The 13,231-nt window shown below is 67.4% G+C and carries 11 protein-coding genes and 1 tRNA gene; 4 read left to right on the forward strand and 8 right to left on the reverse strand.

The window, feature by feature from the left end:
• Nucleotides 1-391: 391 nt before the first annotated feature.
• Nucleotides 392-691, reverse strand: a complete 300-nt coding sequence (locus ACYVIO_RS42060) for a hypothetical protein (protein ID WP_460656627.1) — start codon at nt 689-691, stop codon at nt 392-394.
• A 360-nt stretch (nt 692-1,051) separates the two neighbouring features.
• A complete protein-coding gene (locus tag ACYVIO_RS42065) occupies nt 1,052-2,401 on the reverse strand; it encodes a hypothetical protein (protein WP_460656628.1) in 1,350 nt (449 codons plus the stop codon).
• Nucleotides 2,402-3,151: 750 nt separating this feature from the next.
• Between ACYVIO_RS42065 and ACYVIO_RS42070 the strand changes: the two genes are divergently transcribed.
• Complete coding sequence (locus tag ACYVIO_RS42070; protein WP_460656654.1) at nt 3,152-4,915, forward strand: recombinase family protein; 1,764 nt, start codon at nt 3,152-3,154, stop codon at nt 4,913-4,915.
• Here the strand turns inward: ACYVIO_RS42070 and ACYVIO_RS42075 are convergent.
• The 3 genes from ACYVIO_RS42075 to ACYVIO_RS42085 form a co-directional block, all read right to left on the reverse strand.
• Nucleotides 4,897-4,982, reverse strand: a tRNA-Leu gene (locus ACYVIO_RS42075). The genes ACYVIO_RS42070 and ACYVIO_RS42075 overlap by 19 nt on opposite strands.
• A gap of 190 nt (nt 4,983-5,172) precedes the next feature.
• Nucleotides 5,173-6,054 (reverse strand): serine hydrolase, encoded by an 882-nt coding sequence (locus ACYVIO_RS42080; protein WP_460656629.1) that lies wholly within the window; start codon nt 6,052-6,054, stop codon nt 5,173-5,175.
• Nucleotides 6,051-7,058, reverse strand: a complete 1,008-nt coding sequence (locus ACYVIO_RS42085; protein WP_460656630.1) for a LysR family transcriptional regulator — start codon at nt 7,056-7,058, stop codon at nt 6,051-6,053. The genes ACYVIO_RS42080 and ACYVIO_RS42085 overlap by 4 nt, the downstream gene beginning before the upstream one ends.
• 82 nt (nt 7,059-7,140) lie before the next feature.
• Between ACYVIO_RS42085 and bla the strand changes: the two genes are divergently transcribed.
• Nucleotides 7,141-8,061, forward strand: a complete 921-nt coding sequence (bla, locus tag ACYVIO_RS42090; RefSeq protein WP_460656655.1) for a class A beta-lactamase — start codon at nt 7,141-7,143, stop codon at nt 8,059-8,061.
• A 209-nt stretch (nt 8,062-8,270) separates the two neighbouring features.
• Nucleotides 8,271-8,474 carry an antitoxin gene (locus tag ACYVIO_RS42095; protein ID WP_363668939.1) on the forward strand — a complete coding sequence of 68 codons (204 nt, stop codon included), beginning with the start codon at nt 8,271-8,273 and terminating at the stop codon, nt 8,472-8,474.
• Nucleotides 8,475-8,529: 55 nt separating this feature from the next.
• Here ACYVIO_RS42095 and ACYVIO_RS42100 read toward each other — a convergent pair whose 3' ends face one another.
• Nucleotides 8,530-8,835, reverse strand: coding sequence for an NIPSNAP family protein (locus tag ACYVIO_RS42100; protein WP_460656631.1), 306 nt, complete (start codon nt 8,833-8,835; stop codon nt 8,530-8,532).
• 26 nt (nt 8,836-8,861) lie between these two features.
• Between ACYVIO_RS42100 and ACYVIO_RS42105 the strand changes: the two genes are divergently transcribed.
• Nucleotides 8,862-9,209, forward strand: a complete 348-nt coding sequence (locus ACYVIO_RS42105; protein WP_460656632.1) for a TraR/DksA family transcriptional regulator — start codon at nt 8,862-8,864, stop codon at nt 9,207-9,209.
• Nucleotides 9,210-9,339: 130 nt separating this feature from the next.
• Here the strand turns inward: ACYVIO_RS42105 and ACYVIO_RS42110 are convergent, their stop codons facing one another.
• Nucleotides 9,340-10,116 carry a phytanoyl-CoA dioxygenase family protein gene (locus tag ACYVIO_RS42110; RefSeq protein WP_460656633.1) on the reverse strand — a complete coding sequence of 259 codons (777 nt, stop codon included), beginning with the start codon at nt 10,114-10,116 and terminating at the stop codon, nt 9,340-9,342.
• 119 nt (nt 10,117-10,235) lie between these two features.
• Complete coding sequence (locus ACYVIO_RS42115) at nt 10,236-13,181, reverse strand: S8 family serine peptidase (RefSeq protein WP_460656634.1); 2,946 nt, start codon at nt 13,179-13,181, stop codon at nt 10,236-10,238.
• Nucleotides 13,182-13,231 lie beyond the last annotated feature (50 nt).

Below are 13,231 nucleotides of genomic sequence, written 5' to 3' on the forward strand. Positions count from 1 at the left end.
CGAACCGGTAACCGTGCTGGGGTGGTGTACGTCGTCTGCTGGACCAACACCACCCGGCCGCTGGTCGGGAGGTCCGTGGTCGCTCGTCGGCGCCATACGCCCCGCTGCACCGCCCGACCCGAACAGGCCAGACCTTCACCGCTGCCGAATGCTGAGGCGCTCAGGAGTACTCACCCAAGGCCCTGAGCACACTCAGGCCATGGATCAACCGATCGCGATCGTCGTCCGAGAGCTTGATTCCCACCGCGTCCCGTTTCGCACCTTTAGCCTCGTGAGTTGTGAGACCAGGCACGGGGCGACCGGCAAAGGACAGGTGCTCTCGGATCTGAGCCAGGCGCCCGGTGTGGCTGTGGTGCGGCTTTCGTAAGGCGCCGAGGTGACATCGCTTCAATCAGTTCACACAGTCGTATCTAGCCCGGCGCCAACTCCACTCTTTCCACCTTCGTGAAGCAGATCCGTGATCGCCTGCAAGTCGGGTTTCGATCTGCCGCAGGAAATCACGGTCGCTGATGGCGAATGCGGTCAGTGCATCGTTCAGGTGGGTCGCGTCCAGACTGAAGATGTTCCTGGCGACCTGGTTCAGCAGCAGCGTCGCGGCCGCTTCTTCGTGCCCCTCGAAACTCTGGAACGCCAGCGGGAGCTCCTCCGCACCGAGTTCCCACAGCGGCTGCCAATAGGAGGGCAGGACCACGTCGGCTCCCAGGGTCCGGCGGCGTGGTTCAGCACCGGCAGCGTCGCGGACTGCCCGGCACGTAGGGTATCCGCCAACTGACTCTGCCCCGGGTCACGCCAGCGAAACGACTCGGTCAATGAGAGCCGCCGGAACTCCTGCCGGTCGAGCAACAACGGAACGACCTCAGGCCGGCCATCGCGGAACACATACAACGTCTGCCAGGGATTACCGACCAGAGTGACTGCCGCTCCGGCCTCGACCGCGAACTCGATGATGGCGATGTCCAGGTCTTTGGCGTCGAAGACCTCGCCGACGACCAGCGCGCGACCTCGACACTTCGAGGCGATCTGAGCCACTTGAATTCGCCGATGGTCCGACTCAGTTGCTTCCCCGTGGTTGTTGAGTCGGCGCCTTGCCCGGTGTGCCCACCACGCCTCGCGACATTCGCAGGTGATCCCTCGCGCTGACCTCCGTGACCACGCCGGTTCGCACCAGGTCAAGTATCTGGAACAGAACGACCGTGTCGATGATCAACCCGTTGTCATCGGCAAACGTTCGGACGTCCTCGTCCTTCCCATGCAGGATCGGTTGTCGAACCGATGGATCATGCCTACGGAACTGGTTGGCGATGTACCACTCCGCATCAGGACTCGCACCGGTGCGTTGGAGGTACCGCTTACTGAATCGTGCCAACTGCTGGAACGCGCCTGTCGAAGCTCCCTTCGTATATCCCTTGACTTCCGCGATCGCTAGCCATCCGGGCCGCTCTGGATCGGTGATGTGGAGGTCTTCGAGGTTGTCTCCCGGCGCAGCATGATCGTCAGCGTTGACTACCGAGAAGCCAAGCTCGCGAAGCGCCGCCATCACTGCCTCGACAAGGTGGTCGGAATCAGCGGTGAGGAGAGCACGATCGTACAGATCCGCCGCCGCTTGAACACTGTCGGCCTCGGCCGTGATCGCTCGGGCACGCTCCTCGAAGTACGCGGCCATGTGCAGCCGCTCTGCCGAGAGTGTCTCGAGAGCAGCCTTGATTCGCCGCTCGCTGTTTGTCAGCCATGCATTTTGCTGAGACCAATCGGGGAGTCCGGGGAAGCGGCTGGGCTCAAGCGCGTTCCACTCGGCGATCGCTGCACGGACCCACGGCACAATGTCCTCGAGCTCCTTGGGCAGTAGCCATACCTCGGCCCCAGAGTGCCGGCTGTACCGCCCGGCGAGCATTGCGCCGGCCGAGGTCGACAAGAAGGGCTGCCGCCGTGAGTCAATGCCACTTTCGTTGACGACGAAGTGACCGTGCGAGTCGCGGTCCCGAGCGATCGGCTCGAGAACGTCGCGTGAAAGTCGTTCAATCCGCTGCGGAAGGTCTCTGTGCCTCATCAGTTCCTCGGCCATGTGCCGGTCCTGGTAAGAGACATGGACAAACCATCCCTTGGTGGCGGAGTCGTCTTGGGTGAGGTCAACGTTCCAGTTGCCCGAAGACGATCGCGTAGAACTGTCGGGTGCCTGGACCAGGACGAAGAGGTGCGGCGACGCAGCCTCGATCCCCGAGCGCGTGACGAGGGCGTCCCATTCCTCCTGCCGAACGTCCCCGAGGTAGTCGATGGCACGAACAGTCGGCAGGAACTCCCGCAGCCGGTCGACGACATCCCCACCGAACCCTTGGACGAGCACGCGCGGCCGGGGCCGACCATTGATCACTACCGGCGCCGGCGCCGGATCATCGCTTCGCATCCCCAAACTCTCCCGCACCCTACGGACAGTCCGCGCGGACCTCAAACTCCGCGGAGGGTCACCGCCTCTCCGGCTGAGCGTGACTCCCGGCCCCATCCGACTTCGCAACTCGCCACTACCCACCAACGTTTGACTACCCACCGTAGTCGCAAGTGAGCTGTCACTCTCAGCCACAGCCGACTTGAGCAAGACATCTATTCCAGGACAGAGTTCACCTATGTCCAACGCAGCGCACCACTCTCAACGATTAACGGTGAGCACTGTCAATCAACGCCGCCATTTCTCGCCTCGCAAACGCGCAGGCCACAGCCAATTTCACCAAGCATCAGCCAGCGACAACAATCGCGGAACGCAAATTCAGCGGTTTTTGGGGTTCGAGTCTCGGCAACTCCCCGTTGGACCTGCTGCTTGCTGGTACGGCGCGACGCTCGAACGCCCCTCTGGCTGCGCTGAGCCGATCTCTGGCCGCAGCTTTGGGGTCGAGGCTTGTCTAGCCGGTTCTCAGCGGTCTGCTCGCCTCCGAACGTCTACGGAGCAGATGCCCGGACGTTGAGTTGTCATGGAACTCGACGTGGGATCGGAGGAGCGGCTGGGTCTTGTCGGCGAAGAGTCGCCTGTGTCAGTGCGTGTGCCGGCCAGGCCGCCCGTACTTTATCCACAGGCCGCTCGTGTGTTGTGCCGGATTGTTGTAGGAAGTTATGAGCGGTCCGGACGGCGGAGCGGGCGAAAGGGAAGTGGATCTTGAGCGACGTGGACGTCGAGCAGTGGGCGACGCTGGATGAGTTGCTGGGGCTGGAGGCCCTTGCAGCGGCTCCGGCGGCCGGCGCGGGGATTGGGCGGCTGGCGTTCTACGGACGATGCTCGACTGAGGACAATCAGGATCCGCGGACGTCCAAGGCATGGCAGCTCGGCGAGGCTCAGCGATTCGTGGAGCCGCTGGGTGGAGAGATCCTGGCCGAGGCGGAGTTCTTCGATATCGGGGAGTCTCGGTCGTTGCCCTGGGAGCGGCGGACGCAGGCGAGCCGGATTCTGGCGGAATTGAAGAACCCGCGGCGTGGGTGGGACGGGCTGGTGGTGGGTGAGGCGACCCGGTGCTGGTTTGGGAACCAGTTCAGCCTGACTTGGCCGAAGTTCGATCGGTACGGGGTGTCGCTGTGGATCCCGAGTCTTGGGGGTCGGTTCGACTCCGAGAACACGGTGCACGACATGGCCATGACGATCACGGGTGGGTTGTCGAAGAGCGAGCGACAGCATGTGCAGCGGCGGACCCGGGCGGCTATGGCCGCCCAGGTGTTGATTGACGGGAAGCATCAAGGCGGGCGGGCGCCGTACGGGTACGTGGTCGTTGATGCGGGGCCGCATCCGAATCCGCGGAAGGCGCAGGAGGGGTATCGGCTTCGGGTGCTGGCGATCGACGAGGTCGCGGCGCCGGTGGTCGAGCGGATCTTCGATCTCTACCTCGAGGGTCTGGGGTTCAAGGCCATCGCGGAGATCCTCAACCGCGACGGTGTGCTTTGTCCGTCAGCGCATACGCCGCGGCAGAACCGGCACCGACGAGCCGATGGCTGGCAGCACTCGGCCGTCAGGGTGATCCTCGAGAACCCTCGTTACACCGGGTTCGCGATTTACGGGCGGTGGCAGAAGGTCGAGGAGTTGCTTGATCCCGAGGATGTCGCTGCGGGGCACATTGTGAGGTTCCGGCGGTCGGCGCAGTCGAACATCGTGCGATCGCGCGAGCCTGCGCACCCGCCCATCGTGTCGGTGGAGGACTTCACGCGGGTGCAGCTGGAGATGCGGGCGCGGCGTGGTTCCGACATGGCGTCTCGGGCGGCGCAGCCGAGGACCCGGGTAGCGCCGAAGGAGTCGTCACTGTTTCGAGGGCGGCTCAGCCACGAGTCCTGCGGCCGGAAGATGGAGAGCGCGCCGCGTAAGCACGCCATGTTCTATCGGTGTGCAGCGCGAACGCTGGTACCGGGCGTGCAGGCAGCGCTGGACCATCCGCCCACCGTGTATCTCCGCGAGGACCAGCTCGTCCCCGAGGTGAACGAGTGGATCGGCCAGCTGTTCGATCCGGAGAATCTTGATGAGACTGTTGCGAACCTGGTCGGGACCCAGGAGTCAGATCCGGCTGCGGCGGCAGAGCGGCGGTTCCGGCAGCGCATCGAGACCGCGGAAGCGTCGATGAAACGCTTTCAGCGGGCCCTGGAGGCGGGCTGGGATCCCGAGGCCCTCACGAGTCAGTACAACGCCGCGGTCGCCGAGAAGAAAGCTGCTCTGGCCGGCCTCGAGGCGCTTCAACCCGAGCAGAGACTGAGCAGCGCCGACATCCGGGCCATGATCGATCAGCTTGGGGTGATGCGGGAGGTCCTGGACCAGGCGGATCGAGGCGATCTGAGCGACCTCTACGGCGCTCTGGGCCTGACTGTCTCCTACAACGAAAACACGCGGGTGGCTGAAGTCTCCATCAGCCCAACCCCGCGTGTGGTTAGCATGCGTGTCCGAGGGGGGACTTGAACCCCCACGCCCCGTAAAGGGCACTAGCACCTCAAGCTAGCGCGTCTGCCTATTCCGCCACCCGGACGGGTGGTCCGCGCACTTTTCAGTGGCGCCGACCGGAGAACAGTAGCAAAGGTTCTGGGGGAAATTCACATCGGGGGGTTGGGGGTGTCGTGGGGAGGGAGGTGGGGCTGGTGGGACGGGTGGGGTGAGGACGATTCGCAGGGTGCGGGGTGGGTGGGATGGGGAGGCGCCGGCGATGGCTGGGGGTGGTTTCAGAGTTGGCGGAGGTGGTCGTGGAGGGTTCGGGCGGCGGTGGACATCAGGGACTCGGCGGCGGGTTGGGTGGCGGCGGGGATGGTGGAGCGGGTGAGGACGGCTACGGCGTACGTGGTGCCGTCGGTGTGTTCGGCTACGCCGATTTCGTGGCGGAGGTTGAGGAGGGTGCCGGTTTTGGAGGACCAGGTGGTGGCGTCCGAGGAGAAGTCGGGGGTCAGGCGTTGGCGGTGGAGGTTGTGGGCCATCAGGGTGCGGACGGTCGCTGCGATCTCGGCGGGGATGGCGGACGGGGTCCAGAGGGCTTGTAGGAGGTCGGTGTAGGCGCGGGCGGTGCCGGAGCTGGCGCGGGTGGGGTCGAGTTGGGGAATGTTGCTGGCGGCATCTATTGCGAGGGTGTGGGCCAGGTGGGTCTCGTCGAGGCGGTCGGCGGGGGTGTTGGTGAGGTCGCTCATCGGGTGGCGGATCGAGATGCCGTCGAGGCCCCAGGTGTGGAGGAGGTCGGCGACGTACGACGGTGGGGTGAGGGCGAAGAGCGCGTCGGCCGCCGTACCGTCGCTGAGGCATGTGCTGAGGTAGACCAGGTCGTCGATCGCGATCCAGGACGGGTGGCGGAACCGGCTCAGGCCGGTCGGGCCGGTGGTGGTGAGCTGACCTGGTGGGACTTCGATGGTTTGGGTGCCGTCGAGGTCGCCGCGGTGGATGCGTTCGAGGGTCGCTAGGGCCAGCGGGATCTTCACGAGCGAGGCCGACGGGATCTGTACGTCGGGGTCGAGGCCGAGTTCGTCGCCGGTGTGCAGGTCGCGGACCAGGAGGCTGGCTTCCAGGCCGCCGTCGGCGAGGTCCTGGCGGAGGTCGCGGAGCAGGCTTTCGGTCGTCATCGGGGTACTCCGAGGCATCGGGCGACGGCATCGGACAGGTCGGTGTGGAGGAAGTCGACGTCGACCGCGGGGGCGGCAGTGAGGGCGAATCCGCGGGTGAGGGTGAGGTCGCCGATGGGGCGCCAGGTCAGGCCGAGGTCTTCGGCCTGATCTGGTGAACAGAGCAGGAGGTCGCCGGAGCAGAGGGTCTCGGCTGCGGCGGTGGTCAGGTCGGGGGCGATCGCGACCTGCGTGGGGCGGAGGCCGGCGGCGTCGCGGAGGCGGGTGAGCGGGTCACGGATGTGCGGTACGTCGTCCTCGGGCTGGATCCAGATCCGGCGAGCCGCGCCCTCACCTCGGGGCGGGGCGGTCGGCATGGACGCAGCGCTGCTCCGCGACCGGTCGGCGACCGTCGCACGCCCGGCGACCGTCGCACGCCCGGCGGCGGTCGCACGCCCGCGGGCCGGCGTCGTACGGGGTGGGCGGAGGGTGGATATGTAGACGCGGGTGACGTTCAGGTCGCCGGCCAGGCCAAGCGGGACTGACCAGCGGGCTTCGTCCGGCGGTACGGCGACGAGCGCGGCTCGGACTTGCTGGGACTGGAGCAGGTCGGCTCGCTCGGCGGCGGACGCGACTTGGACCTCCAGTACGACGTCGTGCCGGCGGGCCTCGGCGATCAGGTGGGCCAGGGGTGCGGTCGCGCAGAAGCTCGGTACGGCGAGGCGCCACGGGCGGCGTTTGGCGACTTCGGCTTCGTGGTCGAGTACGTCGGCGGCGCGGACGAGTTGGCGGGCGGCGGGCAGCAGGTCGCGGCCGAACGGGGTGAGGACGGCTCGGCGGGCGGTGCGCTCGAAGAGTCGTTCGCCGTACCGTTCCTCGAGGGCGGCGACGCGGCGGGATGCCACCGACTGGGACATCCGCAGCGCGGCGGCGCCGACGGTGAAGCTTCCCCGTTCGCTCACGCTGACGAAGGCGCGACATGCTCCGACCAGATCCACCTGCGCCATGCTATGCCGAATCGGCATCAGGACGAGCGTTTGCGCATTGGACCCGCATGGGTGCGGGCGGGTGGAGTAGGACGACAGCTCGCCGCTGGGGACGAGCCGGATCGGGAGGTTGACCATTCAGCAGCAGAGGATTCTCGCGGCGGTGAGCGCGCTGATCGTGGCGTCTGTCGCAGGGTGTGGTGCCGACAGCACCAACACAGCACCTGTCAGCACAACGGCGACACCAGCACCAACAGCAACACTCACGCCGTACGTCGGTCAGTTCGAGCAACTGGAGAAGCAGTTCACTGCCAGGCTCGGCGTGTACGCCGTTGACACCGGCAACGGTCGGGAGCTCGCGTTCAACGCCGACGCCCGGTTCGCCTACGCCTCGACCTTCAAAGCCCTTGCCTGCGGCGCCCTTCTCCGGCAGAAGAAGCTGGCCGGCCTGACCAAGGTGATCAAGTACTCGAAGGCCGACCTGGTCCCCAACTCCCCCGTCACCGGGAAGCACACAGCGATGACGCTGGCCGCGCTCTGCGACGCGACGATCCGCTACAGCGACAACACCGCCGCCAATCTCATCTTCGCCGAGCTCGGCGGCCCCAAGGCGCTCGACGGCGTACTGCAGAAGCTCGGTGACAACGTGACCCAGATGGAGAACATCGAGCCGAAGCTGAGCGACTGGGACCCGAAGAGCAACACCGACACCAGTACGCCGCGCGCCTTCGCCAAGAATCTGCAGGCTTTCGTGCTCGGTGACCTACTGGCCGCCCCCGAGCGGGCGCAGCTGACTGCCTGGCTGAAGGCGAACACGACCGGCGACACGATGATCCGGGCCGGCTTCCCGAAGGGCTGGGTGATCGGCGACAAGACGGGTTCGGCGTCGACGTACGGCGGCCGCAACGACATCGCTGTCATCTGGCCACCGGGCCGGGCGCCGATCGTGGTCGCGGTGTTCTCCAACCGGCGCGCGGCCGAGGCGGAGTCCGACGACCGGCTGGTCGCCGGAGCGGCGAAGGTTGTCGCGTCCACCTTTTAACCTGATGTAACAGGCAACTATCTGGCCCCCACAACCCCTGGAAAAGCACGCGTTTCCGCTCTGACCAGCGTGTTCACCCGCTTGCGTTTGGCAACGGTTCGGATGGGCACCAGAGCGTCGTACGACCTGACAGCAGCGTTCGGTCTCGCTGCCCTGCGGAGGGGGCGATGAACCGGCCGGCGCGACAACCAGGAAGGAAGTCCGGCGACATGGGCGTTTTCGACAACCTCAAGGACAAGGCCACCGGCGCGGTCGACGACCACGGCGACAAGGTCAGCGACGGACTCGACAAGGCCGGTGACATGGCCAACGAGAAGACCGGCGGCGAGCACGGCGACAAGATCGACAAGGGCACGGACTTCGCCAAGGACAAGCTCGACGGGCTGGACGGTCAGGACGACGACATCCAGTAGCAGAGCCACCTCTCGGACGGGCCGCGGGCGCACAGCCGGCGGCCCGTCCGCCTGTCTAGGGCAGCATCGGCCGCATGAACGACCGGTCGTAGCGCAGCACGCAGCCGGACTCGTCGCGGATCTTGTCGGCCGCGATGAAGTCGGGATCGACGCCGAAGAGCTTCCGGTACTCCTCGTACGCCGCAAGGCTCGGGAAGCTGAAGAGCGCCAGAGCCTTGTCCGACGAGCCTTCCGACGGCAGGAAGTACCCGTGATGGGTTCCGCCGTGGCGATTGACCAGCTCGATCCAGCGCTGCGCGAACTCCTCGAACTGGGCGATCTTCGCCGGGTCGATGACGTAGTCGACAACACAGGTGATCATGGGCGCACAGTACTGAAGGAGGTCCGATGACGCCCGCCGACGACGCCCTGCGCGACCTGCTCACGACCGAGCGGGCCCGTACGGCGGAACGCGTGAGCGCGCTGACCCGCGATCTCGAGGTGATCGTCGAGGCGTCCCGGCTGGTGTCGACCGACGACGAGCACGATCCGGAGGGCTCGACGATCGCGTTCGAGCGGTCGCAGACGGGCACGTTCCTGGAGGACGCCCGCCGGCGGCTCGTGGAGTTGGACGGCGCGTTGGAGCGGTTGGAGGCCGGCGGGTACGGCGTGTGCGCGAACTGCGGACGCCCGGTCGCGATCGAGCGGCTCCTGGCCCGGCCTACGGCGATGACCTGCATCGAGTGTGCGAGCTGACCCGCCATCCACCGGAAACCCGACAGGGAGTGGGAACGGAGTCGGTGGCCGGTACTTGAAGGACGGGGGGGCCGGGGGCGGTGGGGTTGGTGCACCGGCGTCCGGTTGTGGAGGCCGGTGCACGCGTCGGTCAGATCGGGAGGGGCTCGTAGTTGGCGCCGAAGGGGGCGTCGGGGCGGGCGAACTCGCCCATCAGGGCGCGCCGCAGGGGCGTGGTGCGCTCGAGGAACTCGGGGTCGTTGCCGAAGCGGTCGGCGGCTCGGACCCACGGCGGGCTGTAGACGTAGTGCGTGGTGAAGCGGTCGTAGTCGCCGTCGTGGCGGAAGGTTCGGTGCCACACGCCGTTGTGGAACACCAGAGCGGATCCGGCCTCGGCACAGATGACGTGCCCGATCGAGATGTCGCCCTTGCTCTCCCGGATCGAATCGGGAAGAGGGACCCGCGAGCGGTGGCTGCCGGGGATCAGTTCCATGTTGCCCATGCCCGGCACGGTCTGGTCGGTCAGCAGGTACGACACCCGGAGCTGAATCAGCGGGACCGGGTAGCCGAGGTCCTTGAAGTCGAAGGCGGACGAGCCGTCCTGGTGCCAGCCGCCGTTGCCCGCGCCCGCGGGTTGCATGGTGTTCCAGCCGGCCTGCAGCACGAATCGATCGCCGAGCAGGCCCTGCACCTTCGGAAGCACGTCAGGATGATCGATCAGCCGCTCGAGCGCCGGCTCGCTCTCGTAGGTCCGGCCGATCTGCCCGAACTCGCGGTCGCGGCTCCCGTGCAGCCGTTGCGAAACGTCGTAGGCCTCCGCGGCCTCCTCCTTGCTCAGGACGTTGGGGATGACGAAGTAGCCCCACGACTCGAAGATGAAGCGGTCGGTCTCGGTCAGCTGACCTTTGTCGACGACGGGCTCGAGCATCAGTCGGTCCTCTCTTCACAGGGTTGGAAAAGGATTTCCGAGTCCAAGCTTGCCCGTACGACGCGTCCCGCGCGACCTGACGCCGGGTCCCCTGAGACGGGTGACCCGGCGCCGGCACCTCAGCGGGTGACGGTCAGCGTGTACCGCGTGGTCCCCGTCTTCCCGTCCGCCGACCGCGCGGTGAGCGTGATCGGGTAGGACCCGGCCGGCGTCTGGAAGTTCGTGAAGAACCAGACGTTGCTCGACCCGTTCTGCCCGATCGTCGCCGGGTTGAAGAACACCTGCGTCCCGGCCGGAGCCCCCGTGGCACTCAGCGTCAGACTGCCGGTCCCACCGGAGGCCTTCACCGTGGTCTGGGCCAGCTGACCACGAGCGACCGAACCACTCGACGGCGTAGCAGTGACCTGTACGTCGCCAGCCGGCGGCTGGTCACCCTCGATCGTCAGGGTGAGCGTCGCCGTCGAGGTCTTCCCGACGACGTTGGTCCCGGTGATCGTGACCGAGTGGTTGCCGGCGGCCGCCGTACCGGCTTCCACCGTGAACTTGGCGGCCGCGCCGGTGCTGATCGACTCCGGCTGGAAGGTCGCCGAAGCACCCGAGGGCAGACCGGTCGCGGTCAGGCTGACGTTCTCGGCGCCGCCCTGCCCCGCCGCACTGGTCACCGTGGTGGAGATGTACTTGCCAGCAGCAACCTTCACCGCGGCCGGCTGGACAGCGATCCGGAAGTCGGCCTGCGGCGGCGCGTCGCCGATCTGCTGCTTCACCCAGTCGCCCATCTCGTTGGTCAGCCGCCCGTAGACGCTGTACCAGCGGAAGTCCGACCGGCTCCACGACGCGACCCCGATGACCTTGCCCTGGACAATCAACGGCCCGCCGCTGTCGCCCGGCAGGATCGTGGTGCGCCCGTCGGCGTACCCCGCGCAGACCATCGTCGCGGGCTTGAACCCGGCGCCGACGCCGTTGCAGACCTGCGACCCGTCGACCACCGGCAACGTCGCCTTGTCGAGCGTCACGTCGCGGCTGGTGTCGTCGAAGTCCTTCTTGCCGTACCCGAAGCCGAGCCCGTTACCGCCCGGCCGCTCCAGCCCGGCGTCGGCCGAGGTCGCGACCTGGGCGTACTGACCGCCGGCGACCGGGATATCAGCGGCCGTGGTGACCACCGCGACGTCGTACCCCTGGTCGAAGTTCACGTACTTCGGGTGCTTCTTGTAGTCGACCACAGCGACTCGCGTGCCGCCACCGGCGTTCAGGTCGTCGAGCCCGTACAGGAAGCTCTTCTCCCCGGCAGCGTCGGCGCAGTGCGCGGCGATCAGGATCTTGCGCGGCGCGATTACGGAGCCCGTGCAGGTCTGGCCCTGCGGCCGCGTTCCGCCGGCGCGCAGCCCGGCGATGACTGCAGGGAACTCACTGAGCGTCGCGTTCTGTCCGTTGTAGAAGGCCGCGCCCGGTCCACGCCGAGCCGGTACGACGTCGCCTTCGTAGCTGAGCGCGGTCGGCTGGAAGTCGAGCGACCACCCGTCGAGGGTGCCGGTGTCGAAGCGGTAGACGTCCTTGACCTGCAGCTTCCAGGTGCCGTTGCGCTTCTCCCCCGCGGTGTTGACGGTGAAGGTCTGGTGCAGCCCGTCGGCCGATCCGACGCCGCCGGGACGACGCAGATTCAGTACGGCGCCAGACGGCGCGACCAGGTCGACCTGCAGGTCACCGGTGTAGGTGTGGTTGATGTCGACCTTGACGCTGGCCGCGCTCGTGCCGTTGCCGTCGCACCCGGTGATCGTGGTCGCGGTCGAGACGGCCGCGCCGGCGTCCGGGATCGCCGCGTCCTCGGTGCTGGCGCCGCCCGCGCAGGTCGGCGGCTCGGGGTCGCCGCCGCCGATGAAGGTCGTGTTCAGCAGCTTGTTGGGCGAGCCACTGCCCGGGTTCTTGACTACGTTCGGGGTCGCGTTGCCGGTCAGCGCCGAGGCGACGGCGGCCGGGGTCGCACTCGGGTTGCCGGCCAGGTAGAGCGCGGCCGCGCCGCTGACGTGGGGCGTGGCCATCGACGTACCGCTGATCGAGTTGGTCCCGCCGTTGTTCCAGGTCGAGGTGATCCCCGAGCCGGGTGCGAACAGGTCCAGGCACGAGCCCAGGTTGGAGAAGCTCGACCGGTTGTCCTGGTTGTCGGTCGAGCCGACGGTGATCGCTTCCGGCGTACGGGCCGGGGTGGTGTTGCAGGCGTTGGCGCCGTTGTCGTTGCCCGCGGCAACCGAGAAGGTGACTCCGGCCGCGACCGCGCGCTTGACCGCGTCGTCGACCGACGAGTTCGCCTCACCACCGAGGCTCATGTTCGCGACCGCGGGCTTCTTCGCGTTCTTCGCGACCCAGTCGATGCCGCCGATCACCTGCGACCACTCGCCCTGGCCCTGGCAGTTGAGCACCCGGACCCCGACCAGTGCCACGCCCTTGGCGACGCCGTACGTCGTACTGCCGACCGTCCCGGCGACGTGCGTGCCGTGGCCGTTGCAGTCCTGGGCGACCGCGTCGTTGTCGATGAAGTCGTACCCGTCCGTGGCGCGGCCGCCGAAGTCGGAGTGCGTCTTGTAGATGCCGGTGTCGACGATGTACGCCGTGACGTTCGAGGCCTTCGTCGCGTACGTGTAGGCCTGGTCGAGCGGCAGCTTGGCCTGGTCGATCCGGTCCAGGCCCCAGGTCGGGTTGCGCTGGGTGTCGACGGCCTTGGCGATGCCGTCCTGCTCGACGTACTTGACCTCGGGATCCGCGGCCAGGCGGAGTGCCTCGGCCTCGGACAGCTGGGCCGAGAAACCCCGCAGCGCGGTCGTGTAGGTGAGCTTCACCCGGCCGCCGTACCGGGTCGCCAGGGTCGACGCCGTACTGCGGGCGCCGTCCTTCAGGACGACGATGTACTGGCCCGGGATCGTGCCGGGCGCTCCGGCGCTCCGGATCCCGGGGCTTGCGGTCAGGTTTTCGGGCACGGTGGCCGCGCCGGCGGTGGGCGGGCCGAGCAGCGCCAGGCTCACGCACGCGATCGCGCCGAAGGCACCGTGACGCACAGACAGATGGGCGGTCATGTCATCTCCGTTCGTTCCGCCCGGCGGCGGGCGGCCGCCGGAGCGCGGTC

The organism is Kribbella endophytica (assembly GCF_054781295.1).

Bases quoted from the DNA above. Each gene is read 5' to 3' on its own strand.
- ACYVIO_RS42065 (WP_460656628.1), bottom strand. From the start codon at position 2,401: ATGCGAAGCGATGATCCGGCGCCGGCGCCGGTAGTGATCAATGGTCGG.
- ACYVIO_RS42105 (WP_460656632.1), top strand. From the start codon at position 8,862: ATGACGCCCGCCGACGACGCCCTGCGCGACCTGCTCACGACCGAGCGG.
- ACYVIO_RS42100 (WP_460656631.1), bottom strand. From the start codon at position 8,835: ATGATCACCTGTGTTGTCGACTACGTCATCGACCCGGCGAAGATCGCC.
- ACYVIO_RS42115 (WP_460656634.1), bottom strand. From the start codon at position 13,181: ATGACCGCCCATCTGTCTGTGCGTCACGGTGCCTTCGGCGCGATCGCG.
- ACYVIO_RS42085 (WP_460656630.1), bottom strand. From the start codon at position 7,058: ATGCCGATTCGGCATAGCATGGCGCAGGTGGATCTGGTCGGAGCATGT.
- ACYVIO_RS42110 (WP_460656633.1), bottom strand. From the start codon at position 10,116: ATGCTCGAGCCCGTCGTCGACAAAGGTCAGCTGACCGAGACCGACCGC.
- ACYVIO_RS42080 (WP_460656629.1), bottom strand. From the start codon at position 6,054: ATGACGACCGAAAGCCTGCTCCGCGACCTCCGCCAGGACCTCGCCGAC.
- ACYVIO_RS42095 (WP_363668939.1), top strand. From the start codon at position 8,271: ATGGGCGTTTTCGACAACCTCAAGGACAAGGCCACCGGCGCGGTCGAC.